This is a genomic window from Streptomyces sp. NPDC023527, assembly GCF_055560115.1.
In genome coordinates this window covers 449,850-472,642 of the sequence record NZ_JBVHJJ010000001.1, presented here as the reverse complement: position 1 = coordinate 472,642, position 22,793 = coordinate 449,850, and the positions used below count along the sequence as shown (strand labels likewise).

Annotated in this window: 25 protein-coding genes and 1 pseudogene; 14 read left to right on the top strand and 12 right to left on the bottom strand. The window is 71.6% G+C overall.

Annotated features, from left to right (window positions below):
- Positions 1 to 113: 113 nt before the first annotated feature.
- Positions 114 to 443 (bottom strand): hypothetical protein, encoded by a 330-nt coding sequence (locus tag ACZ303_RS02170; protein ID WP_467334137.1) that lies wholly within the window; start codon positions 441 to 443, stop codon positions 114 to 116.
- Positions 444 to 719: 276 nt separating this feature from the next.
- Here ACZ303_RS02170 and rpsF point away from each other — a divergent pair, with 276 nt between their 5' ends.
- The 4 genes from rpsF (at position 720) to rplI (ending at position 2,463) form a co-directional block, all read left to right on the top strand.
- Positions 720 to 1,010, top strand: a complete 291-nt coding sequence (rpsF, locus tag ACZ303_RS02165) for a 30S ribosomal protein S6 (RefSeq protein ID WP_058045341.1) — start codon at positions 720 to 722, stop codon at positions 1,008 to 1,010.
- An 81-nt stretch (positions 1,011 to 1,091) separates the two neighbouring features.
- Entirely contained in the window at positions 1,092 to 1,685 is a 594-nt protein-coding gene (locus ACZ303_RS02160) for a single-stranded DNA-binding protein (RefSeq protein WP_467334134.1), read from the top strand.
- Between the two features lie 76 nt (positions 1,686 to 1,761).
- Complete coding sequence (gene rpsR / locus ACZ303_RS02155) at positions 1,762 to 1,998, top strand: 30S ribosomal protein S18 (RefSeq protein ID WP_004950692.1); 237 nt, start codon at positions 1,762 to 1,764, stop codon at positions 1,996 to 1,998.
- Between the two features lie 18 nt (positions 1,999 to 2,016).
- Positions 2,017 to 2,463, top strand: a complete 447-nt coding sequence (rplI, locus tag ACZ303_RS02150) for a 50S ribosomal protein L9 (RefSeq protein ID WP_467334132.1) — start codon at positions 2,017 to 2,019, stop codon at positions 2,461 to 2,463.
- Positions 2,464 to 2,581: 118 nt separating this feature from the next.
- Here the strand turns inward: rplI and ACZ303_RS02145 are convergent, their stop codons facing one another.
- Positions 2,582 to 3,922: an MATE family efflux transporter gene (locus ACZ303_RS02145; protein WP_467334130.1), complete on the bottom strand. Its 1,341-nt coding sequence runs from the start codon at positions 3,920 to 3,922 to the stop codon at positions 2,582 to 2,584.
- A 469-nt stretch (positions 3,923 to 4,391) separates the two neighbouring features.
- Between ACZ303_RS02145 and dnaB the strand changes: the two genes are divergently transcribed.
- Positions 4,392 to 5,894, top strand: coding sequence for a replicative DNA helicase (gene dnaB / locus ACZ303_RS02140; RefSeq protein ID WP_467334128.1), 1,503 nt, complete (start codon positions 4,392 to 4,394; stop codon positions 5,892 to 5,894).
- Here dnaB and ACZ303_RS02135 read toward each other — a convergent pair.
- Entirely contained in the window at positions 5,861 to 6,076 is a 216-nt protein-coding gene (locus ACZ303_RS02135; protein ID WP_467334126.1) for an alpha/beta hydrolase, read from the bottom strand. The genes dnaB and ACZ303_RS02135 overlap by 34 nt on opposite strands.
- 49 nt (positions 6,077 to 6,125) lie before the next feature.
- Between ACZ303_RS02135 and ACZ303_RS02130 the strand changes: the two are divergent.
- Positions 6,126 to 6,470, top strand: a pseudogene (locus ACZ303_RS02130) (response regulator transcription factor); the annotation flags it as partial.
- A gap of 135 nt (positions 6,471 to 6,605) precedes the next feature.
- Here ACZ303_RS02130 and trxA read toward each other — a convergent pair.
- Both trxA and ACZ303_RS02120 read right to left on the bottom strand, forming a co-directional pair.
- On the bottom strand, positions 6,606 to 6,995 hold the full coding sequence (gene trxA / locus ACZ303_RS02125) for a thioredoxin (protein ID WP_467334124.1): 390 nt from the start codon (positions 6,993 to 6,995) through the stop codon (positions 6,606 to 6,608).
- A gap of 25 nt (positions 6,996 to 7,020) precedes the next feature.
- Complete coding sequence (locus ACZ303_RS02120) at positions 7,021 to 7,452, bottom strand: MerR family transcriptional regulator (RefSeq protein WP_467334122.1); 432 nt, start codon at positions 7,450 to 7,452, stop codon at positions 7,021 to 7,023.
- Positions 7,453 to 7,594: 142 nt separating this feature from the next.
- Between ACZ303_RS02120 and ACZ303_RS02115 the strand changes: the two genes are divergently transcribed.
- The 3 genes from ACZ303_RS02115 to ACZ303_RS02105 all read left to right on the top strand — a co-directional run bounded on the left by ACZ303_RS02115 (position 7,595) and on the right by ACZ303_RS02105 (position 11,243).
- Positions 7,595 to 8,995, top strand: coding sequence for a serine hydrolase domain-containing protein (locus ACZ303_RS02115; RefSeq protein WP_467334120.1), 1,401 nt, complete (start codon positions 7,595 to 7,597; stop codon positions 8,993 to 8,995).
- 141 nt (positions 8,996 to 9,136) lie between these two features.
- A complete protein-coding gene (locus ACZ303_RS02110) occupies positions 9,137 to 10,264 on the top strand; it encodes a pyridoxal-phosphate-dependent aminotransferase family protein (protein ID WP_467334118.1) in 1,128 nt (375 codons plus the stop codon).
- Between the two features lie 211 nt (positions 10,265 to 10,475).
- Positions 10,476 to 11,243 (top strand): TetR/AcrR family transcriptional regulator, encoded by a 768-nt coding sequence (locus ACZ303_RS02105; protein WP_467334116.1) that lies wholly within the window; start codon positions 10,476 to 10,478, stop codon positions 11,241 to 11,243.
- A 34-nt stretch (positions 11,244 to 11,277) separates the two neighbouring features.
- On the opposite strand, the gene ACZ303_RS02100 is transcribed toward ACZ303_RS02105, so the two are convergent.
- Positions 11,278 to 11,739 carry a MarR family winged helix-turn-helix transcriptional regulator gene (locus tag ACZ303_RS02100; protein WP_467334114.1) on the bottom strand — a complete coding sequence of 154 codons (462 nt, stop codon included), beginning with the start codon at positions 11,737 to 11,739 and terminating at the stop codon, positions 11,278 to 11,280.
- 208 nt (positions 11,740 to 11,947) lie between these two features.
- On the opposite strand from ACZ303_RS02100, the gene ACZ303_RS02095 reads away from it, so the two are divergent.
- Both ACZ303_RS02095 and ACZ303_RS02090 read left to right on the top strand, forming a co-directional pair.
- Complete coding sequence (locus ACZ303_RS02095) at positions 11,948 to 13,171, top strand: MFS transporter (RefSeq protein WP_467334112.1); 1,224 nt, start codon at positions 11,948 to 11,950, stop codon at positions 13,169 to 13,171.
- A gap of 86 nt (positions 13,172 to 13,257) precedes the next feature.
- A complete protein-coding gene (locus ACZ303_RS02090) occupies positions 13,258 to 13,689 on the top strand; it encodes a GlcG/HbpS family heme-binding protein (RefSeq protein WP_467334110.1) in 432 nt (143 codons plus the stop codon).
- Positions 13,690 to 13,767: 78 nt separating this feature from the next.
- Here ACZ303_RS02090 and ACZ303_RS02085 read toward each other — a convergent pair whose 3' ends face one another.
- Positions 13,768 to 14,289, bottom strand: a complete 522-nt coding sequence (locus ACZ303_RS02085) for a DUF2269 family protein (RefSeq protein ID WP_467334108.1) — start codon at positions 14,287 to 14,289, stop codon at positions 13,768 to 13,770.
- A gap of 93 nt (positions 14,290 to 14,382) precedes the next feature.
- On the opposite strand from ACZ303_RS02085, the gene ACZ303_RS02080 reads away from it, so the two are divergent.
- Together ACZ303_RS02080 and ACZ303_RS02075 are read left to right on the top strand one after the other, a co-directional pair.
- Positions 14,383 to 15,015, top strand: a complete 633-nt coding sequence (locus tag ACZ303_RS02080) for an HAD family hydrolase (protein ID WP_467334106.1) — start codon at positions 14,383 to 14,385, stop codon at positions 15,013 to 15,015.
- 937 nt (positions 15,016 to 15,952) lie between these two features.
- Positions 15,953 to 17,065, top strand: a complete 1,113-nt coding sequence (locus ACZ303_RS02075; protein WP_467334104.1) for a globin domain-containing protein — start codon at positions 15,953 to 15,955, stop codon at positions 17,063 to 17,065.
- 24 nt (positions 17,066 to 17,089) lie between these two features.
- Here the strand turns inward: ACZ303_RS02075 and ACZ303_RS02070 are convergent, their stop codons facing one another.
- The 3 genes from ACZ303_RS02070 to ACZ303_RS02060 all read right to left on the bottom strand — a co-directional run bounded on the left by ACZ303_RS02070 (position 17,090) and on the right by ACZ303_RS02060 (position 20,147).
- The gene (locus ACZ303_RS02070; RefSeq protein WP_467334102.1) at positions 17,090 to 17,608 is read right to left on the bottom strand and encodes an NUDIX domain-containing protein; all 519 of its coding nucleotides are present in this window, start codon (positions 17,606 to 17,608) and stop codon (positions 17,090 to 17,092) included.
- 95 nt (positions 17,609 to 17,703) lie between these two features.
- Positions 17,704 to 18,600, bottom strand: a complete 897-nt coding sequence (locus tag ACZ303_RS02065; protein WP_467334100.1) for a LysR family transcriptional regulator — start codon at positions 18,598 to 18,600, stop codon at positions 17,704 to 17,706.
- A gap of 296 nt (positions 18,601 to 18,896) precedes the next feature.
- Entirely contained in the window at positions 18,897 to 20,147 is a 1,251-nt protein-coding gene (locus ACZ303_RS02060; protein WP_467334098.1) for an XRE family transcriptional regulator, read from the bottom strand.
- 70 nt (positions 20,148 to 20,217) lie between these two features.
- On the opposite strand from ACZ303_RS02060, the gene ACZ303_RS02055 reads away from it, so the two are divergent.
- A complete protein-coding gene (locus tag ACZ303_RS02055) occupies positions 20,218 to 20,568 on the top strand; it encodes a hypothetical protein (protein WP_467334096.1) in 351 nt (116 codons plus the stop codon).
- On the opposite strand, the gene ACZ303_RS02050 is transcribed toward ACZ303_RS02055, so the two are convergent.
- Both ACZ303_RS02050 and ACZ303_RS02045 read right to left on the bottom strand, forming a co-directional pair.
- On the bottom strand, positions 20,534 to 21,496 hold the full coding sequence (locus tag ACZ303_RS02050) for a hypothetical protein (RefSeq protein ID WP_467334094.1): 963 nt from the start codon (positions 21,494 to 21,496) through the stop codon (positions 20,534 to 20,536). The two genes, ACZ303_RS02055 and ACZ303_RS02050, sit on opposite strands and share 35 nt — an antisense overlap.
- Before the next feature lie 151 nt (positions 21,497 to 21,647).
- Positions 21,648 to 22,775 carry a cystathionine gamma-lyase gene (locus ACZ303_RS02045; RefSeq protein WP_467334092.1) on the bottom strand — a complete coding sequence of 376 codons (1,128 nt, stop codon included), beginning with the start codon at positions 22,773 to 22,775 and terminating at the stop codon, positions 21,648 to 21,650.
- Between the last annotated feature and the right edge of the window lie 18 nt (positions 22,776 to 22,793).

Genomic DNA, 22,793 nt, shown 5'->3' with positions numbered 1-22,793 from the left:
ACTGCCTCACGGCCTCGCGCGGCCGGGTCGGAACCCGGCCGGGAAGCCCTGGTGGAGTGCGCCGGAGCGCCCCGGCGTGGGCTGGGACCGGCGCGTGGGGAGCGGCCCCGGCGCTATCCGACGAGCCCCCCGAAGAGTCCGCCGTGCGCCATGCCGATGAAGAAGCCCAAGGCCGAAGCGCCGAGTCCGATGATCAGCAGGAACCGCTCGCCCGTCGTGGCCGAGATGAACTGGCCCCAGGCCCCGGTGAGGATGCCCACCAGCCCGCTCCAGGAGCTGATCAGGTGGAGGCTGGTCCAGAGGGAGGAGATGGCGGCGAGCGCCCCCAGCACGACCGTGACCGCGACCAGGGTGTTCTCCACCGGATGCGGCTTGCCGTCGCTGTTGAGGACCGTGTGGATCAGTGAGCGCGATCCGTTGGGTCGGCGTACTGCCTGTGTCATGGGGCTACCTCCTGAACGCAGGTGGCGCACTGTAGCGCCGGTCACACCCGATGGGTCCAGATTGAGTGCCCGGGCGACCGGATTTCAACCGGAAGCCCGAGTGCGGGTACTGTGTACGGTCTGCACCGGTGTCTGCCCAGACCAGCTTCGGTCCTCTGGGGCAACCCAGGGACTTTCCGCTGATTGTCAGTGTCGGCCGATACCGTTGTTCACGCATCACGACCCTCCTGCCACGGAACGACCGTGGCCGCTGAGTCCAAAGGAGGTGGGTTCCACATGCGTCACTACGAGGTGATGGTCATCCTCGACCCCGATCTCGAGGAGCGCGCTGTCTCCCCGCTGATCGAGAACTTCCTCTCCGTCGTCCGTGAGGGCAACGGAAAGGTTGAGAAGGTCGACACCTGGGGCCGTCGTCGTCTGTCGTACGAGATCAAGAAGAAGCCCGAGGGCATCTACTCGGTCATCGACCTGCAGGCCACGCCTGCGGTCGTCAAGGAGCTCGACCGCCAGATGAACCTGAACGAGTCGGTCCTCCGGACCAAGGTCCTCCGTCCCGAGACCCACTGAACCCCAGCGGTTCAGAGGTAATCGGGCTGCATCGCAACGAGTAGCAAGCAGCCAGCAGCACACCCGCCGAGAGGTTCATCCATGGCAGGCGAGACCGTCATCACGGTCGTCGGCAATCTCGTCGACGACCCCGAGCTGCGCTTCACCCCGTCCGGTGCGGCGGTCGCGAAGTTCCGCGTCGCGTCCACTCCCCGCACCTTCGACCGCCAGACCAACGAGTGGAAGGACGGCGAAAGCCTCTTCCTCACGTGCTCGGTCTGGCGGCAGGCGGCGGAGAACGTCGCCGAGTCGCTTCAGCGCGGCATGCGCGTCATCGTGCAGGGCCGGCTCAAGCAGCGGTCCTACGAGGACCGCGAGGGCGTCAAGCGCACGGTCTACGAGCTCGACGTCGAAGAGGTCGGCGCCAGCCTGAAGAACGCCACGGCGAAGGTCACCAAGACCGCGGGTCGCGGTGGCCAGGGTGGCTATGGCGGCGGCAGCGGTGGTGGCCAGCAGCAGGGCGGCGGCTGGGGCAATGCCCCCGCCGGCGGCCAGCAGGGTGGCGGCGGGGCTCCCGCCGACGACCCGTGGGCGACCAGCGCTCCGTCCGGCGGCCAGCAGGGCGGCGGCGGCGGTGGCTGGGGCGGCGGCTCCGGCAACTCCGGCGGCGGCTACTCGGACGAGCCGCCCTTCTAGGCCCTTCGCGGGCCCGGGCCCCACACGGCCCGAGGGCGAAGCACCAAAAACTTCTTGATCACACAGGAGAGAGACAATGGCGAAGCCGCCTCCGCGCAAGCCTAAGAAGAAGGTCTGCGCGTTCTGCAAGGACAAGACCGCTTACGTGGACTACAAGGACACGAACATGCTGCGGAAGTTCATTTCCGACCGCGGCAAGATCCGTGCCCGCCGCGTGACCGGTAACTGCACTCAGCACCAGCGTGACGTCGCCACGGCCGTGAAGAACAGCCGTGAGATGGCGCTGCTGCCCTACACCTCGTCCGCGCGATAAGGGAAGGGTGACCGAAAAATGAAGATCATCCTCACCCACGAGGTCTCCGGCCTCGGCACCGCCGGTGACGTCGTCGACGTCAAGGACGGCTACGCCCGCAACTACCTGGTCCCGCGCGGTTTCGCGATCCGCTGGACCAAGGGTGGCGAGCAGGACGTGGCGCAGATCCGCCGCGGCCGCAAGATCCGCGAGATCGCCACGATCGAGCAGGCCAACGAGGTCAAGGGCAAGCTCGAGGGCACCAAGGTGCGCCTGAGCACCCGCGCCGGCGAGGCCGGCCGCCTCTTCGGCTCCGTCACCCCCGCCGACATCGCTTCGGCGATCGAGGCTTCGGGTGGCCCGAAGGTCGACAAGCGCCGCGTCGAGGTGGGCTCGCCCATCAAGACCCTGGGCTCGCACCAGGTCACCGTGCGCCTGCACGCCGAGGTCGTTGCCAAGGTCGGCATCGAGGTCGTCGCTGCCTGATCGCCCAGCGATCGGTGAGCGTAAGAAGGGCCGCACCCCACTGGGGTGCGGCCCTTCCGCCGTTTCCGGGGTTTCGGCCGGAGCGCAGGGCTTCGGGCCCGTACTTGGCCAGCCGACCTCAGGCCCGTACCGCCCCCGTGACGATCCAGCGTCCCGAGCGGGTCCGCAGCCACAGGGTCAGCATCCTGGCCGCCATCATCAGCATCATCGCCCACCACAGGGCCGTGAGTCCGCCCCCGAGGGTGGGGACGAGCAGCGCGGCGGGGGCGAAGACGGCGAGGACCAGCAGCATCGCCCAGGCGAGGTAGGGGCCGTCCCCGGCGCCCATCAGTACGCCGTCCAGGATGAAGACCACCCCGGCGATGGGCTGGGACAGGGCCACGACGAGCAGCGCGGGCAGCAGGGCGTCCCGTACGGTCGCGTCGGATGTGAACAGTGGGATGAACAGCGGCCGCGCGGCCACCACCAGCACCCCCAGCACCACGCCCGAGGCGATGCCCCACTGGACCATGCGGCGGCAGGCGGCGCGTGCTCCGGCGGGGTCGTCGGCGCCGAGGTAGCGGCCGATGATCGCCTGACCGGCGATGGCGATGGCGTCCAGGGCGAAGGCGAGCAGGCTCCACAGGGTCAGGACGACCTGGTGGGCGGCGAGGGCGGTGTCGCCGAGCCGGGCCGCGACCGCCGTGGCGATCATGAGCACGGCGCGCAGCGAGAGCGTACGGACCAACAAGGGCGCCCCGGCTTGCGCGCAGGCGCGGATCCCGGCGGCGTCGGGCCGCAAGGAGGCGCCGTGCCGCCGCGCTCCCCGGACGACGACGCTGAGGTAGACGGCGGCCATGGCGCACTGGGCGATGACCGTGCCCCAGGCGGAGCCGGCGATGCCGAGGCCGGCGCCGTAGACGAGGGCGACGTTGAGGACGGCGTTGAGGGTGAAGCCGCCGACGGCGACGTACAGCGGTGTCCGGGTGTCCTGGAGGCCGCGCAGCACGCCGGTGGCGGCGAGGACGACGAGCATGGCGGGGATGCCGAGGGCGCTGACCCGCAGATAGGTGACGGCGTAGGGTGCGGCGGTCGGGGAGGTGCCGAGGAGGTCGATGAGCGCGGGCGCGGTGGGGAGGACGACGGCTATGACGGCGGCGCCGATGAGGGCGGCCAGCCAGATGCCGTCCATGCCCTGGCGGATGGCGGCCGGGAGGTCGCCGGCTCCGACGCGGCGGGCGACGGCGGCGGTGGTGGCGTAGGCGAGGAAGACGAAGACGCTGACGGCGGTGGTGAGCAGGGCCGCGGCGACGCCGAGCCCGGCGAGTTGCGGGGTGCCGAGGTGGCCGACGATGGCGCTGTCGGCCATCACGAAGAGGGGCTCCGCGACGAGCGCGCCGAAGGCCGGCAGGGCGAGCGCGACGATCTCGCGGTCGTGGCGGCGGGCGCCGTGCGGTTCTCGTGCGGGGGCCTTGGTCATGCGCTCAACCTAATCTTCCACAGGTAATCGCCGCAACTGATCTGCGACCCTTACATCCGACTGCTGCGGGTGATCTTCTCTGCGCCGTTTGTCGCGATCTTCGACTGACCGGGAAAGTTTTTCTCCTCAACAGCCGGTGGACGGTGAAACGCCAGGTCAGACGGGTGAGAGCGGAGCAATTGTGTGTTTGTCCACAGCGGTTTCCCCCGACCCGTGCACAGGATCCACGGACTTCTCCACAGGATGGGGCCCATCATCCACATGCCCTGTGGATAACCAGATTGGCTGACGGTGCCCGCGGGCCTACCGTGGACCGGCGCCTGCCGCCTGTTCCGGCCTCAAAGACCTTACGAGATCGACACGAACTCAACGCGTCGGAACCGGAGTCGGGCGTCCTAATTGTCAGAGCCGTGCCGTAAGAAAGAACAGCACGGCGAGGTCCGCGTCGCGGACGGGAGGAGGTGGCGGGATGAGCATCCCCGAGCCCATGGACGACCCCTGGGCGGACTCCGGTCCCAGCGATCGGCTCCCCGTCTCCCGCCCCCGCCGGGGCGACGGCCAGTCCCGTGGAGAGCGGCACGACCGCGGCGGCGACGACGGCGGCTCGTGGTCCCAGGGCGATTCGGGGTCGCAGGGCCCGGCCGGCGGCTTCGAGCGCGTACCGCCGCAGGACCTCGACGCCGAGCAGTCCGTGCTCGGCGGCATGCTGCTCTCCAAGGACGCCATCGCCGACGTCGTCGAGGTCCTCAAGGGCAACGACTTCTACCGCCCGGCACACGAGACGATCTTCCAGGCCGTCCTCGACCTCTACGCCAAGGGCGAGCCGGCCGACCCGATCACGGTCGCGGCGGAGCTCACCAAGCGCGGCGAGATCACCCGGGTCGGCGGCGCGCCGTATCTGCACACCCTCGTCCAGACCGTCCCCACCGCGGCCAACGCCGAGTACTACGCCGAGATCGTCCATGAGCGCGCCGTGCTGCGCCGGCTGGTCGAGGCCGGTACGCGGATCACGCAGATGGGATACGCGGCCGACGGCGACGTCGACGACATCGTGAACAAGGCGCAGGCCGAGGTCTATGCCGTCACCGAGCAGCGCACCAGCGAGGACTTCCTCCCGCTCGGCGACATCATGGAGGGCGCGCTCGACGAGATCGAGGCCATCGGCTCGCGCAGCGGCCAGATGTCGGGCGTCCCCACCGGCTTCACCGACCTCGACTCGCTGACCAACGGCCTCCACCCCGGCCAGATGATCGTCATCGCGGCCCGTCCCGCGATGGGTAAGTCGACCCTCGCGCTGGACTTCGCCCGCGCGTGTTCGATCAAGCACAACCTGCCGAGCGTGATCTTCTCGCTCGAAATGGGGCGCAACGAGATCGCAATGCGCCTGCTGTCCGCCGAGGCCCGGGTCGCCCTGCACCACATGCGCTCCGGCTCCATGACGGACGAGGACTGGACGCGCCTCGCCCGCCGCATGCCGGACGTCTCGGCCGCGCCGCTCTACATCGACGACTCCCCCAACCTGTCGATGATGGAGATCCGCGCCAAGTGCCGTCGCCTCAAGCAGCGCGCCGACATCAAGCTCGTGATCATCGACTATCTGCAGCTGATGCAGGCAGGCGGCTCCAAGCGGGCCGAGAGCCGCCAGCAGGAGGTCTCGGACATGTCCCGAAACCTCAAGCTGCTGGCCAAGGAGCTCGAACTCCCGGTCATCGCGCTGTCCCAGCTGAACCGTGGCCCCGAGCAGCGCACGGACAAGAAGCCGATGGTCTCCGACCTCCGAGAGTCCGGCTCCATCGAGCAGGACGCCGACATGGTCATCCTTCTCCACCGCGAGGACGCCTACGAGAAGGAGTCGCCCCGCGCGGGCGAGGCGGACATCATCGTCGGCAAGCACCGTAACGGCCCGACGGCCACGATCACGGTGGCCTTCCAGGGCCACTACTCCCGCTTCGTGGACATGGCGGGGGCCTGACGTCGCGGGTCCAGGAGCCGCGACTTCGTTGGCGCTCGGCAGGTCAGGTCCTTGGCCGGGAGCCTGCCCGTGGTCAGGCAGACCGTGGCGCTCTTGTCTGCGCAGGAGTTGGTGCCGTTGACGATGTGTCCCTCTCCGCCGATGACGGTGACCATCCGGGATCCGCGCAGGGCCCGGTGCATGGCCTGGCCGCCGGCCGGGGGCGTCGCGGGGTCCCACTCGCTTTGCAGGATGAAGCGGCTTCCGGTCCGGCAGATCGCCGAGGCGGTACGCGTGGTGGCGGCGGGGGAGGCGATCCTCTTCCCGGCGGCCCTGCGCCGGATGGTCGCCGCCCGCCCGCTGGGCTCCGCCGAGGCGTTGCCGAAGGCGGCGCTGACGGAGCGGGAGGAGGAGGTGCTGCGGCTGATGGCCACCGGCCTGTCCAACCCGGAGATCGCGCAGTCGCTCATGGTGAGCCTGGAGACGGTGAAGACGCACGTCGGGCATGTGCTGACCAAGCTCGGTGCGCAGAACCGGACCCACGCGGTGGTGATCGCGTACGAATCAGGTCTGGTGGTGCCGGGGTTCACCGGCTGAAGAAGTCGCGATCCCTATAGCGGGGCTGTCAGGGGCTCGGGTGGTTACGGCGGGATTCGCCTCAACCGCGGGCCCATGACTGCCGAAGGGGCGGATCGGCGGCCCAGGGGAGTGAGCCGCTGGGGAACGGACCTGTCAGCGGGGTGCCATCCAGGGGAGGTCCTCCGCCAGGTCCTGGCGGAGGCGGCGCTTGGGGCGGGCGCCGACCACGGACCTGATCGGTTCGCCGGCGCGGAAGAGGATGAGCGTGGGCATGGAGAGGACGCCGTAGGCGGCCTGCGTCCGCGGGTTGGTGTCCACGTCGAGCTGCACGATCTTGAGTCGGCCGGCCTCCTCCTGTGCCAGCTCGGCGAGTACGGGCGTGATGGCTCGGCAGGGCTTGCACCAGGCGGCGGTGAAGTCCACGAGGACGGGGAGGTCCGAGGCCAGTACCTCGGTGGAGAACGTGGCGTCGGTGACCGTCGGGACGGGCGATGCGGAAGGTGCGGTCGAGGCGGGTGCTGCGGTCGAGGTAGGCGTGGTCATGGCGTGCTGGGCTCCTCTTAGGGGTTCAGGGATTCCGGTCTTTCGGGGATTCCGGCGGGGTGAGGGCGCACAGCGGGGGCGGGCCGCCGGGTATGTCGGCGGCGGCTTCCAGTTCCGCGCGGGCGAGTTGGGCGCCGACCTCCGCCCGTACGTGCCGGAGGCGCTCGATGCAGTCGTCGAGCTCCGCGAGCTTGCGGCGGTAGACCTCCAGGGAGGCCGGGCACGAGTCGCCGGCCGGGTGGCCCGCCCGTAGGCAGTCCACGAACGGCCGGGTCTCCTCCAGGCCGAAGCCGAAATCCTGGAGGATCCGGATCTGCCGCAGCAGGCGCAGGTCGTCCTCGTCGTACGTGCGGTAGCCGTTGCCGGCCCGGCGGGCGGGCAGGAGGCCCAGGGCCTCGTAGTACCGCAGGGTGCGGGTGGTGGTGCCCGCGTGCTGGGCAAGTTCCCCGATGCGCATGCCACGACCGTAGACCTTGACGTCGACGTCAAAGCCAGGGCGATGCCGAGAGCCAGAGCGACGTCAAAGCCAAGGCGCCGCCCCAATCCAGGCGTCGTCAAAGCCAGGGGCAGCCTTTCCGCCCGGTGGTTAGGGTGCAGTCGTGATCGACTCCTATGAAGCACCCCGGCACGACGAGCGGTTCGCGGAGCTGCTGCCCGACACGCGACGCGCTCTGCTGCGCAGGCTCGCCGTTGGCCAGACGGACGGCCGTACGCCCTCCATGGTGGGAGCGGTGATGCGCGAGGGACGCATGGTCTGGTCCGGTGGGCGGGGAGCGGTGGGCGGCGAGGAGGCCGGGGCCGATACGCAGTACCGCATCGGCTCGATCACCAAGACCTTCGTCGCCGTCCTGATCATGCGCCTGCGCGACGAGGGGCTGCTCGACCTCGACGCCCCGCTCCGTACGTACCTCGACACACCCGAGGGCGGCGACGCCACCGTCAGGCAGCTCCTGGCGCACCGGGCGGGGTTGGCCGCGGAGGCGCGCGGTCCTTGGTGGGAGCGCACGGAAGGCGATCTGCGCCCGGCGCTCGTGGACGTCTTCGGGGAGCGCGCTCAGCCGCACCGCGCCGGGCACCTGCACCACTACTCCAACCCCGGGTACGCGCTGCTCGGCGCCGTCGTGGAGCGGCTGCGCGGGAAGCCGTGGGGCGAGGTGCTGCGCCGGGAGGTGCTGGCGCCGCTGGGCATGGACCGTACGACGCTCCTGCCCCAGGCGCCGCACGCCGAGGGCTGGGCCGTGCACCCCTGGGCCGACGTCCTCCTCCCCGAACCCGCCGTGGACACCGGCGTGATGGGGCCGGCCGGCCAGCTCTGGTCCACGGCCGCCGACCTGTGCCGCTTCGCGGCGTTCCTGGTGGACGGTGACGAGCGGGTGCTCCGCGCGGCGACTACGGCCGAGATGCGGGTGCCGGAGTCGGCGCCGGACGACGCCGCCTGGACCGCCGGATACGGGCTGGGGCTCCAGGTCAAACGCCGCGACGGCCGGACCCTCGTGGGGCACTCGGGCTCGATGCCGGGCTTCGTGGCCGCGCTGTGGGCGTGCCCGGAGGAGGGGTTGGCCGGCGTCGTACTGGCCAACTGCACCTCCTGCCCCGAGGCCACCCCCACCGCGCTGGACCTCGTGGGCACGGTCGCCGACCGCGAGCCCCGGATCCCGACCCCCTGGCGGCCGCTCGGCGACGCCGATCCGGCGGTGCTGGCGTTGACCGGCCCCTGGTACTGGGGCGCGACCGCGTTCGGGCTGCGCCTGCGCGCCGGCCGGGAGCTGGAGCTGGCCCCGCTCGCGGGCGCCGCCGGGCGCGCCTCGCGCTTCCGCCCGGAGGACGACGGCACCTGGACGGGCCTCGACGGTTACTACAAGGGGGAGACGCTGAGGGTCGTCCGCACGGAGGAGGACGCGGTGAGCCACCTGGACCTCGGCACGTTCGTCCTCACCCGCCAACCGTACGAGCCGGGGAGCGCGGTGCCGGGTGGGGTGGACAAGGACGGCTGGCGGTAGCGCGGTGGTGCGGTAGCGCGCGGCTGGGCGGGGGAGCGCCCCCTACGAGCTCGGCGCGCCCCGCCCCATCCCGCGGACGTAGGGTCGGGGAGAGATTGGCGGGCGCCGGTACGCGGCGCGATACCTCCCTGGAAGGCCACCGTGACTGCGAACACCGCACCGGTCCTGCTCGACCTCGCGCCGCTCGGCGCCGCGCACTTCGCGCGGATCGAGGACAAGATCGCCGCGCTGATGCGCACGCGCGAGAGCGTCGTCGCGATGCAGGGCGAGGCGCTGCTGCCCCTGGAGGCGTGCATCCGCTCGGCCGTGCGCCCCGGCAGCACAGCGCTCAACGTCATCACGGGCCCGTACGGCGAGACGTTCGGCGGCTGGCTGCGCTCCTGCGGCGCCGAGGTGGTCACGGTGACGGCGCCGTTCAGCGGCGCCGTCGGCCCGGAGCAGGTCGCCGAGGCGCTGCGCACCCACCCCGAGATCGACTTCGTGAGCCTGGTGCACGCCGAGGCGGCCACCGGCAACACCAACCCCGTCGCCGAGATCGGCGCCGTCGTCCGTGCACACGGCGCGCTGCTGATGCTCGACGCGGTCGCCTCCGTGGCCGCCGAGCCGCTGCTCACCGACGAGTGGGGCGTCGACCTGTGTGTGATCGGCGGGCAGAAGGCGATGGCCGGGCCGGCGGGGGTGTCGGCGGTGTCGGTCAGCGCCCGCGCGTGGGAGCGCATCGCCGCCAACGAGCAGGCTCCGCGCCGCTCCTACCTCTCCCTCCTGGACTGGAAGGAGCGCTGGATCGACGGCGGCCGCGCCGTGCTGCCGCACGCCCCCGCGCAGCTGGAGATGCTCGCCCTGGAGCAGGCCGTCGACCGCATCGGCGCGGTGGGGCTGGACGCCGTCATCGCACGTCACCGCGGTGCCGCTGCCGCCACACGCGCAGGTGTACGGGCACTGGGCGCCCTCTCTCCCTACGTCACCCGGGACGAGGACGCGGCCCCCGCGGCGACCACTCTGCGCACCCCTGACGGCGTCGACGCCCGCGAGGTCGTCGCGGCGGCCCTGGCGGCCGACTCCACCGTGCCCGTGCAGGCGGCGGCCGGAGCGCTGGCCAAGGAGATGATCCGCGTCAACCACTACGGTCTCGCCGCCGATCGCGACGTCGTCCTCGCCTCGCTGACGGCGCTCGCCGCGGGCCTGCGGACGCTGGGCGTGCGGGTCGCGAAGGGGGATGAGCCGCTGGTGGCGGCGGGTGCGGCGTGGGACGCGGTGATCACGGGCTGATCCCCTGACGACCTGAGCGCCTGGCCCTCTCCGGTCAGGGCTTTCAGGCCGCCGTCGGCGCATGGAGCGCCGACGGCGGCCTTTTTGCTGCCTTTCTTCCCTTAATTCCTCCTTTCCGCCTGTATGTCGCCTCCGGTGCCTCGCTCTCGTGCCCCGATAAAATCGGAACGCTCGCCCCGCTTCGTATCCGCACCCATCGGAGGCCCCTCGCATGCCGCAGCGCAAGAAGCCGGCACGGCTGTCCACCGCCTCCGTGCCTCGGCGGGCCGATGCCCGGCGCAACCGGGCGCTGGTGCTCGAAGCGGCTCGATCGGCTTTCGCCGAGGGCGGGTTGGCGGTACCGCTCGGTGAGATCGCACGCCGCGCCGGGGTCGGTCCAGGGACCGTCTACCGCCATTTCCCTTCCAAGGAAACCCTGTTCAGGGCGACCGTGGTGGATCGGATAGCGCTCTTCACCGATACGGCAAGGGAGTTGGCGGACGCGGCGGACCCCGGTGCCGTGTTCTTCCGCTACCTGTCGGCCGTGGTGCGCCTGTCAGCGCGCAACAAAGGGCTCCGGGACGCTCTGGAGGCGAGCGCCGAGGGTGCTTTCCTGCCCTCGCCAGGGGTCGAGAGGGAGTTCCGCGAGGCCCTGACCGTACTTCTGACGCGAGCTCAAAAGGCGGGCGCTGTACGGAAGGACGTGGATATCGAGGATGTGCTGACGCTGCTCTTCGGGTGTCTGTCGATGGAGCGTCGGCGGGGCCCGGACGGGCCGTCCGGGAGGATGACGGCCCTGATGTGCGACAGTCTCCGGCCGGGGCGTCGTGTGACGAAACTTCCGCCTGTTCCGGCCGTTCCGCGTAACGAAACCGGGTGCGCGGCCTGTGGCGGTCCGGTGGCCTCAGCTCGTACGGGCCGGCCCGCCCGGTACTGCGGGGGTGCCTGCCGACAGAAGGCACACCGCGAGCGGATGGCTCTGCGGGCCTCTCAGGGGTAGAACCGGCGGTGGCGCCGGGGCGCCCCGCCGCCCGTCACGCCACCGGAGCGAGCGACTCCACCGCGGCGACCAGCGGTGCCAACTCCGGCCGCTTCGACGCCTCTTCCAGCGCCTCCCGCAGAGCCGTGTCGTTGGTCGGCCGCGCCTCCGCCAGGAGGGCCAGCCCCGCCTCCGTGACGTCGGTGTAGATGCCGCGGCGGTCGGTGAGGCAGAGGTAGCGGGTGAGCAGGCCGCGGTCCTCCAGGCGGTTGACCAGGCGCGTTGTCGCGCTCTGGCTGAGGAGGACGGAATCGGCGACCTGGTTCATGCGCAGGTGGCCGCCCTCGCCGCTGTGCTGGCGGCTGAGCACGTCCAGGACCGAGAACTCGCGCACGCTCAGATCGTGGCGCGACTGGAGCGCGCGCTCGATGTGGGTCTCGATCCGGCCGTGCAGCGCGGAGAGCGCGCACCAGCCCTGGGCCAGGCCGAGCAGTGCGGGGTCCGGGGTGCGGGACATGGGGCCCTCCTTCGATACGGAGACCGGGGACCGGCGTCCGGGGGCGGTTCCGGAGTCGTACGGACAGGATAGCTCTCCATCGCAATAGCCCGCGCTTGCAAGTAACCCGCGTCTGCAACTATTGTGAACGCTCGTAAGGCTCGCCTGCAAGAAGTAGTCCGAGCTCGCCGCCCCTCCCCTCCCCTCCCCTCCTCGAAGGACCCCCGTCATGCCTCTCGCACTGCTGGCGCTCGCCATCGGCGCCTTCGGTATCGGCACCACCGAATTCGTGACCTCGGGCCTGCTCCCCGAGGTGGCGGAGGAATTCGGCGTCTCGATCCCCACCGCCGGCTTCCTGACCACCGGATACGCCCTCGGCGTCGTCATCGGCGCCCCGATCCTCGCCATCCTCGGCAGCCGTGTGCCGCGCAAGCGGATGCTCATGTCCCTGATGGGGCTGTTCGTCGTGGGCAACGCCCTCTCCGCCGCCGCCCCCGTCTTCGGCGTGATGCTCGCCGGGCGCATCGTCGCCTCGCTCGCCCACGGCGCGTTCTTCGGCATCGGCGCGATCGTCGCCGCCGGGCTCGTCGCCCCGCAGAAGAAGGCGGGCGCCATCGCGATGATGTTCACCGGCCTGACCGTGGCCAATGTCGTCGGTGTCCCCCTGGGCACCCTGGTCGGCCAGAACCTCGGCTGGCGCGTCACCTTCTTCATCATCGCGGGCCTCGGCGTCCTCGCCGTCCTCGGCATCGCCGCCCTCGTGCCCCCGCAGCCCCGCCCCGAGCGCAGCCGTATCGGCGGCGAGCTGGCCGCCTTCCGCAACCCCCAGGTGCTGCTCGCCATGGCCATGACGGTCCTCGGCTTCGGCGGCGTCTTCACCATGAGCACCTACATCACGCCGATGATGACCGAGGTCACGGGCTTCGCACCGTCCTCCGTCACCTGGCTGCTCGTCCTCTTCGGCCTCGGCATGGTCGCCGGCAACCTCGTCGGCGGACGGTACGCCGACCGCGCGCTCATGCCCATGCTCTACGTGTCACTGAGCGCGCTCGCCATCGTCCTGGCCCTGCTGCCGCTCACCGCGCACAACAAGATCGCGGCCGCCGTCACCATCCCCCTCATCGGCGCCTTCGGCTTCGCGTCCGTACCGCCGCTCCAGAAGCGCGTCCTCGACCAGACCGCCGACGCGCCGACCCTCGCCTCCGCCGTCAACATCGGAGCCTTCAACCTCGGCAACGCCATCGCGGCCTGGCTCGGCGGCCTCGTCATCTCCGCCGGCTTCAGCTACACCGCGCCCAACTGGGTCGGCGCGCTGATGGCGGCCTCCGCCCTCGTCCTGGCCCTGGTGTCCGCGTCGCTGGAGCGGCGTACGAACCGCCGTGCCGACGGCCGGATCGCCGCCCGGTCGTCGTCGGCCGAGGCCCCCGCGGCCGTGACCGCCGCGAGCCACTGAAAGCCACCGGCACCGGCCGCACAGGACGGCCGGTGCCGGTTCCCCCGCAAGGCCGCACCTCGTACGAACCCAGGAGCACCCACCCCATGAACCCCACCGCCACCCCCGTCCTCCTCCTCACCACGGCCGAAGCGGAGGCCCTCGTCGCCGCCGCCCGCCGCGCCGCCGAGGAGCAGGGCGTACGAGCCGCCGTCAGCGTCCTGGACGCGGGCGGGCACCCGCTGGCCTTCCGCCGGGACGACCGGGCCGTCCTGATCGCGGGGGAGACCAGCACCCGCAAGGCGTTCACCGCGCTCCAGCTCGACGCGCCGACCGCGGACGTGGTCGACGCGGTGCAGCCCGGCGGGCTCTTCCACACGCTGCCGACGGCGCTGGACCGGCCGCTGCTCTTCATCGCGGGTGGGGTTCCCGTGCGCCGGGACGGGCGGCTGGTCGGGGCGATCGGGGTGGGCGGGGGTGCGCCGGAGCAGGACCACGCGATCGCGGTCGCGGCGGTCGCGGAGGTGCTGGGCGGCTGACGGCGGGGTTTCCCCTGACCCGCCCCTTCCCGAAACCGGGGGCAAGCCCCCGGGCCCCCTTTGTCCTCAAATCTGTCCTCAAACGCCGGACGGGCTCGCGACGCGGGCCCGTCCGCGCTTGCCCCGGGTCGTCAGGCCCCACGGCTTGAGGACCGAGATCGCCGTCATGAAGACGTACAGGCTCAGCGACACGGTCGGCGCGGCCACCAGGCTCTGCTCGGTCGCGCCGACGGCCCGGCCGGCCGAGACGGCCGCGGCGGCGGCGTCGAGAGAGGACCGCAGCGCGAAGGCGGAGGCCGCGGTCGCGACGAGGGTCAGCCAGAACTTGATGTACACCCAGCGGTACCGAGCAAGCCCCCAGGGCGTGCCGACGGCCAGCACCACGCCCGTGACCAGGGACAACACACTGATCGGGATGATCAGCCAGTCGCCGAAGATCTTCATGGCGCGATAGCAGGCGGCCGCCGTGTCCGGTGAGGCGGTGGACGCGCCGGTGAGCCCGAGGGTCAGCAGCCCGAGCGTGAGCCCGAGCCAGCCGACGGACGCGGCGACATGGACGACGAGGAGCGCCCTGCGAGTGGGGCGGGCCAGCTGCTGCATGCTTCCCACCGTGCCCGGCGCGGGGTGCGGCGGCGTCTGACGGCGGGAGTATTCCGGCGTACTCACCGGCGAGTACGCCTACCCTCGGGGACCGTGACCAGACTGCATTTGTTCGACATGGACGGAACCCTGATGCACGGTTCCGCGGCGGCCATCGAGATATCCCGGCAACTCGGACTGGAACGCGAGATCGCCGAACTGGAACGGGCATTCGCGGCACGCGAGCTGACCCCGGCCCGCTTCGCGGCCCTCGCCGTCGAGCTCTGGCACGAACTCACCGAGGAACAGGTCACGGCCGCCTTCGAGGGCGCTCCCTGGATGGAGGGCATCCGGGACGTCTGGGCGGAGATCCGGGCCCGGGGCGAGCGGTGCGCGGTGATCTCGCTGTCGCCGGGCTTCTTCGTGGAACGCCTGCTGACCTGGGGCGCGGACGCCGCGCACGGATCGCGCTGGCCAGCGGTGCCGTTCCGCGACCCGGTGGACCCGACGGGCATTCTCGACGCGGACGCGAAGGTACGGATCGCGGACGAACTCTGCGCCGGGTTCGGGTTGAGCCGCGCCGATTGCGTCGCGTACGGGGATTCCATGTCGGACGCCCGGCTGTTCGCCGTGGTGCCGGTGTCGGTGGCGGTGAACGCGGACCACCATGTGCGGGATATCGCCGGGCACGCGTATGCGGGACGGGACCTCCGTGAGGCTTACGAATTGGTCGGTGACTCGCGGTAATTGGTGGTCCCGGCCGAATTGGGGTCACGCCGCCGCTTCCGCCGGGACAGGGGTTGTGGATTCCCGCTCGCCCGGTATGGTCAACTCCGATTCGCGACGGAGATTCGCGTCGGACCGCTCGGCGGCCCGACCGGTTCCGCATGCCGTGCCTTCAGGTGTGCGAAAGCGGCTCAGCCTAGCCCCAACGCGCCCTGCGGCGCCCACACTTCCGGCGAATTGTTCGGAGGCCGTGCGAATGATGGCATGCTGCGCGGACGGGAACAGCGACCCCTGAGCAGAGCGGGGAAATCCGGCGCATTCCGGCTCGGTCGGAATGCGCGAGGACCGACCGAGAGATGTTCGAGGCGAGACGATGAAGGACGCTCCGACCACCACGCCGGCCGATGGCGGCAATGACGGCACCGGGGGTGAACGGGGCTGGTTCACCCCCCGACAAGGCGGCGGACGCCATGCGGCCCCCGAGGGCGGAGGGCACGCCGAGGACGCTGAGCGCGGAGGGCACGCCGAGCGCGCTGAGCGTGACACGGCCGGTACGACCGGTACGACCGGCGCGGCTGGTACGACCGGTGAGGCCGGTGGAGTCGGCGAGAGGCATGGCCGGGCCCCGTACGAGCCGCCGAGCGCGCCGGCCTCCCGCCCCGCGACGGAGCGGCAGGGCAAGTGGATGCCCATCCACACGGTCGCCGGCCCGACCCACCCGGCGGAACCGGTGGAACCGGCGGCCGGAAACGGGTGGGCACCGGCCCCGGCTCCGACCCCGCCACCCGCGCCCACGTGGGAGCGGGTGACACCGCCCGTACGGCCAGGGGCCGTGCCGCCCCACGAACCCCGGGATCCTCGGGAACGCCAGGAGCATCAACGCCTCACCGAGCCACCACCCCCGAACCGGGCCGCCCGCCCCTCCCCGCCCCCGCCCCCCACCCCCTCCCCCGATGCCGTGCTCATCCGGCGGACCCTGGCGGAGATAGGGCCCGTCGCCGACAAGGCGACCTCCTACTTCTACGCGTTGTTGTTCGTACGCCACCCCGATCTGCGCGAGCTTTTCCCCGCCGCCATGGACACGCAGCGCGACCGCCTCTTCAAGGCGCTGCTCGCCGCCGCCGAGCACGCGGACGATGCCGCCACCCTCACGCAGTACCTCTCCCGGCTCGGCCGTGGACACCGGAAGTACGGCACGCTGCCCGGGCACTACCCGGCCGTCGGAGAGTGCCTGATCGCGGCGCTCAGCCGCTACGCGTCCATCACCTGGAACGAGGACACCGAGGCCGCCTGGGCCCGCGTCTACACCGCCGTCTCACAGATCATGATCGACGCCGCCGCCGAGGACGAGGCGCGCGCCCCCGCCTGGTGGCAGGCCGAGATCGTCGGCCATGAGCAGCGCACGCGGGACATCGCCGTCGTGACCGTACGGCCCGACCAGCCGTATCCCTTTCTCGCCGGGCAGTACACCAGCCTGGAAACCCCGTGGTGGCCGCGTGTCTGGCGGCACTACTCCTTCTCCGCCGCGCCCCGCCCGGACGGGCTGCTCTCCTTCCACGTCAAAGCCGTGCCGGCCGGCTGGGTGTCCAATGCCCTCGTCCATCGCGCCCGCCCGGGCGATGTCCTCCGTCTCGGTCCCCCCACCGGTTCCATGATTGTGGACCACACCACTGACAACGGGCTGTTGTGCCTGGGCGGCGGCACCGGCATCGCCCCCATCAAGGCCCTGATCGAGGACGTCGCCGAGCACGGCCGCCGCCGCCCCGTCGAGGTCTTCTACGGCGCCCGCCACGACGACGACCTCTACGACATCGACACCCTGCTGAGCCTCCAGCGCTCGCACCCCTGGATCTCGGTCCGCCCGGTCGTCTCCGACGGCCCCACGCGCTGCCTGAGCGGCGAACTGCCGCACATCGTCCGGCAATACGGCCCCTGGAACGCCTACGACGCCTATCTCTCCGGTCCGCCCGGCATGATCCGCAGCGGAGTGGACACGCTGGTCGGGATCGGCATGCCGCCCCACCGAATACGCCACGACTCGATCGACGAGCTGAGGGCGTCGGCGGGCTGAGGCGCGAGCGGCGCCCCCGCCCGCTCAGCCGAGGTCGTCCGCCAACAGGGCCCGTACGCCCTCGATGTTCGCGTCCAGATACGCGCGCAGCGACGGCGGTACGAGCTCCACCGACGCGATGCCCGCCCGCGTGAACGGGATGCGCACCACCTCGTACGTCCCACAAGGCTCGTCGACCTCGGGGCCGTGGCGCAGGGCGAGGTCCATGGAAGCGAGCCGGCAGACGAAGAAGTGCTGCACCTTCACGCCGTGCGCGGCGTGGTGGGTGGAGTGGGAGACGGTGTCGACGAAGGCGGGCACCACGTCGATGACCTTGGCCCCGAGCTCCTCGTCGACCTCGCGGTGCAGGGCGGCGACGACGGTGGTGTCCTCGGGCTCCATGCCGCCGCCGGGAGTGATCCAGTACGGGGCCTCGCCGGGCTTCGTCCGCTTGATCAGGATCATTTCGAGGTCCGGGCGGGGGCCTGCGGAGCCCTCCGCGTCGGGCGTGCTGTCGAGCAGGATGGCACGTGCTGTGCGCTTGACCACTGGACGTTCGGTCATAGGGGACATCTGCCGCGTAGAACACCCGGTGAAACCCTCGGTGCCCCTCTTTCTCACCAGGAGCTTCACCAGGAACGTTCTCATCAGGAGCGTTCTCACCAGGAGACAGCGGCGCGCAGGAGCCACTCGTGTGCGCGGGCGAGGTGCGGGTGTGCGAGCGTGCCCGTCCGTACGACGAGGAAGTACGTACGCAACGGTGGTACGGGAGGGTCGAGGAGGGCGACGACCTCCCCGGTGTCGAGCGCGTCGCTGCACAGGTAGCGCGGCAGCACCCCGAGGCCGGCGCCCGCCGTGACGCAGGTCAGGACGGCCCGCAGGTCGGGGGTGATCACGCTGCCGGAGGCGATCGGTTTGCTGTCGAAGACGGCGGCCCAGTAGCGCGAGACGAGCGGCAGGCTCTCGTGGACCTCGACCACCGGCAGGTTCTCCAGGGCGCGCACGCCCTTGTCGCGTATGACGGCGGGGCCGCCGAGCCGGGCCGCCCAGCGTGGCGCCGCCACGAGTACGTGCTCCTCGTCGCAGAGCGGCGTCGCGGTGAGCAGCCGGCCACGGGGGCGCGAAGTGGTGATCGCGAGATCGTGATGGCCCGCCGCGAGCCCCTCGAAGAGCTCCTCGGCGACGCCGTGCGCGGCCCGCACGGTGAGCCCCTGCGCGATCAGCGGTGCCAGCGCGGGCAGCGCGCGCAGCGCCGTGAACTCCGGCGGTCCCGCGAGGTGCAGCGTGCGGCCCTCGTTCCGGTCGTCGAGACCGGCCTCGGTGATCTCCAGGAGGGCGTCGACGTGCGGGGCGATCTTGTGCGCGAGTTCGTCGCCGATCGGGGTGGGGGTGACCCCGCGCGCCTGTCGCAGGAAGAGCGGCCGCCCCAGCTGCTTCTCCAGCGTCCGGATCTGACCGGTGACGGCGGGCTGCGACAGCCCCAGGAGCGCGGCGGCGCGGGTGAGCGACCCGGCCCTGTAGACCGTGACAAACGTGCGTAACAGGGCCAGATCCATGCTGTCTCCCTGACTCGGCGTCCCCCGGTCGTACGCGAACTATAAATAAGTCGATAGGGCTGTGTCGCTAGCGTGATTGGACACTGACGCAGAGTCAACTAGCCTTGTTCGCGCGGTTCCCGGCGCGCTTTCGCGGGGCGGGGTGCGGCCCGGAACCGCGACGGCTCAAAGCCATGAGGGGGGAGGCTTTGAGCCGTCCCCCCTCTACGCGAGGGTCTGCGACGGCCCGCGCCGAAGGAGTCGGACGCCTTCAGGGGCGCGCCGAAGGGGTCGTACGCCTTCAAGGTCGCGTCGAATCAGCCGTACGCCTTCAGGGCGCTGGACAGCCGGTGGCCCTCCCGGGCGCCCTGCCGCAGCAACAGCGCCGCCGTTCTGTGCAGTTCGTTCCACGCGTGCGGACGCCCGACGGCCGCCGCGTCGGGAACGCATCCCAGCGCCACGACGAGCGCCTGCGGCGCCTCTCCGGCTCCGGCCAGCGCGTGTGCGAGGCAGGCGCGATACCAGGTCTTGTCGCGCCGGTAGTCGTCGGGCAGGGCGGCGAGGCCCTTGCCGAGCAGGTCGATCGCCACCGGCCAGGCGCGTAAGTGCAGCTCCGCCATGCCGCGTTGGAGCGTGAACCACGTCTCGCCGTAGAAGTACATCCACGGCGGCTCGTCCTCGGGACGCTCGGCGGCGCGGCCGATGAGGTCCCGTCCCTCGTCGAGCAGGCGGTGGGTGCTGTCGGCATCGCCGGTCAGCGCGTGACCGCGAGCCTCCATCTGCGCGGCCATCCCCCGCACCCCCGGGGAGGCGCCCGGAGTTGACCACCGCGCGGCCTCCGCGAGCCGCACACACCGCATGCCACGCCCGCCCGACCAGGCCATATGCGCCTTCATGCTGAGCGTGGTGGCCGCCATGCCCGCGTCACCGGCCTCCAGCGCCCACTCGTGAGCGCGGTCGTACCAGGCCAGCGCGGCCGCGCTCGCGGCCTGGTCCTGCGCCATCCACGCCAAGAACTGCGCGTGCTCGGCGGCCAGCCGGACCACCCGCCGCGCGAGGTCGCCGCGCGCGCCGGAGTGGAGGTCCACCACGGTGTGCAGCTGCTGCCGCATCACGTCGACCAACGGCCGTGAACCGATGACGTCCTCGGCCCGCCGGTGCTCGGCCAGCAGCCGGTCGAGCCAGTCCAGTGTCGCGCTGTCGACACGTCGCCTCTCGCCGACCGTGCCCGTCACGCGCTCCAGAAGGTCCGGATCGGGCGCGAGGTCCGCCAGCGCCAGACCGGGGACGGGCGCGGCGCCGGGCCGTTGCCCTACGGCGGCGAGCAGCCCGGGGGGGATCGCCAGGCCGGAGATGATGCGCTGCCGCACCTCCGTGGAGGTCGCGCGGCGGCGCCCGCGTTCGATCGCGGAGACATCGGGCTGTACGAGCCCGACCAGCTCACCGAGCCTGGTCTGGCTCACGCCGGTGAGCCGCCGGTACGTGCGGAAGAGGGCGGCCCAGTCCTCACTCGCGACCGCTGCCGCCAGCTCGGGATGGGCCCACAGGGTCACCACTTGATCCCCCATAGGTCGAATATAGGGCGCCCCATGGGGCGTTGGGATGGGCTGCCGACCGGTGGTGGGCGACGGTGCTCGCATGAGTGATCAGCAGCGGAACGATCAGCAGCAGCGGAGCGTGATGACGTACCGGGAGGGCGCGTACGTCGTGGACAGGCGGAACGGGACGCTCGCGCAGGTCATGGGGGTCGTGGGGCCGCGTGTGCACGTGCGGGCGCCGCGCGGTGGGCGGGAGTGGGAGGTGCCGCCGGACGCGCTGCGGTTGGCCACGCGGGACGAGTGCGTCGTCGCCGGGCTGCGGCTCCCCCGGTGTGGCGCCTGCGAAAAGATCAGGGCCGAGCGCCGCGCCGCCGAGGCCCAGGGCGACCGGGAGCGGATGGCCGCCGCGCTGCGCCTCATGGGCAGGCATCAGTGGCAAGCCCACCCTTGAGACCCGTACCGCTGAGGCCCGTACCACTCAGCGCGTCGCGGATCGCGGCCATGCCGCGTCTCGTCGCGGCGATCGCGCCCGACGCGTCGTCCCCGGCGGCCTCACGGCATGCGCGGCAACAGGTCTCCCCGCCCAGCGGGCGGAACACCCGACCACAGCCGCCGGTGCAGGCACGCAACCGCTGCGGGGGCTCCGACGGCGGTGGCGCCGCGAACGGCGGAGCCTCCGGCATCTTGCGGACCAGGCGGTTGCGCAGGAGCGCGACGGGGGAGTGGATCTGGTCGGGGAGCCCGGCGGTCAGCTCCTCGCGCAAGTGCTGCGACGACGCGCCGCGCAGCAGCCATTCCGCTGCCAGCGGCGCCAGTTGTCCCACGTCGCGGCCGTTCAGGCGCAGGCGGCGTTCGGAGTGGGAGATCGAGGCCACCACCCGCGCCGCCCGTTCGACCAGCGGAGGAGGCGCGGCGGACTCCGGCGCCGGAGGCGGAGGGGCTGGGGAGGGAGGGTTGGATCTCTTCTCCCCCGTGTTTCTTTGGGAATGGGCGGCGGACCGGCTCTCCGGCTGACCGGCGGCCGGTTTCGTGGCCGCCGGTGGCCGGCCGCACCCGCCCGCCCGTAATTCCTTGGCCTCGGCGAGCGTCAGCGGGGTGTTGGAGACCAGTTGCTCCGTCGCCCAGAGTCCGCCCCGGCCCTGCCGCCGCCACTCGTGGAAGTAGCCCTCCGCGTTGAGCTGCCGCTTGGCACGGGTGAGGGCCGTCTTCTTGATGCCCGCCTTGTCCGCCGTCTTCGACAGCGGCTCGTCGGCGCCCTCCGGGAGCGACAACTGCCAGCTCAGCAGGCGTACGGCGTCCGACGACAGGCGCGGGTGCCTGATGATGTCGTTGGGGACTTGGGAGAAGAATCGCGCAGGGGCGATAGCATGCCGGAACATCCTGGGAAAGGGTTCTTCCTGCTGGGTGTAGACCCCCTCCGCCGGTTGCCGCCAGCGCGGGGGGTCGCCTCGTTTAAGCCACGAAGCGGCCGAGATAACGGAAACCGTACCGTAGATCGATGACCCTCTGGCGCCATCAACTCACTTTGTGCTAAGCCGCGTTCAGCGCCGTCAACACGTCGTTGACCAGGTCCTCCGTGTCCTCCACCCCCACCGAGAACCGGATGAAACCTTCCGGCACCGCGTCCCCTCCCCACCTTCCCCGCCGCTCGGCGGTCGACCGCACGCCGCCGAAACTCGTCGCTTCGTCGACAAGGCGCAACGACGACAAGAAGCGCTCGGCGTGCGCCCGGTCCGGGAGTACGAAGGAGACGACGCAGCCGAAGCGCCCGCCGCGCATCTGCCGCACGGCGACCTCGTGCGCCGGGTCGGACGGCAGACCCGGGTGGCGCAGGCCGGTGACCTCGGGACGGGTGCGCAGGGCCTCCGCCAGGGCCAGGGCCGTGGACGCCTGGCGGTCCACGCGGAGCTGGAGCGTGGCCAGGGAACGGTGGGCCAGCCATGCCTCCATGGGCCCGGGAACGGCTCCGGTGATCTTGCGCCAGGACCGTACGGCCACGGCGAGTTCGGGGTCGAGCGTGGCCACGTGGCCCAGGAGCACATCGCCGTGGCCGGTGAGGGCCTTCGTGCCGCTGGCCACGGAGAAGTCGGCGCCCAGCTCCAGCGGGCGCTGGCCGAGCGGTGTCGCGAGGGTGTTGTCGACGGCCACGAGCGCGCCCCGGCGGTGCGCCGCCCCGGCGAGGCGGCGGATGTCGCACACGTCGAGGCCGGGGTTGGACGGCGACTCGATCCACAGCAGCCGCGCGCCGTCCAGGGCGGCGAGCTGCGCGTCGTCGCCGGTCGGCGCGGTCCGTACGGTGACGCCGAAGCCTTCGAGGCGCTCGCGGAGGGCGGGCAGCAGCTGATAGCCGTCGCCCGGCAGCACCGCCGTGTCGCCGGGGCGCAGGAAGGAGAGAAGCACGGCGGAGATCGCGGCCATCCCGGAGGGGAAGACGACGGCCTCGGCGCCGGGCCCGTCCTCGGGCGACTCCAGCTCGCCGAGGGCCCGCTCCAGGGCGGTCCAGGTGGGGTTGGCCTCACGGCCGTAGGTGTACGGGCCGGAGACCTCGCCCGGCAGGTGGTAGTGGGCGGCGAAGGCCGGGCCGGGGAGCACCGGCTCGTTCGCCCGCGGCTCCGGCAGCCCCGCCCGTACGACACGCGTGCCGTCGCCGTCCTTCATGCGCGTTTTCCTTTCTCG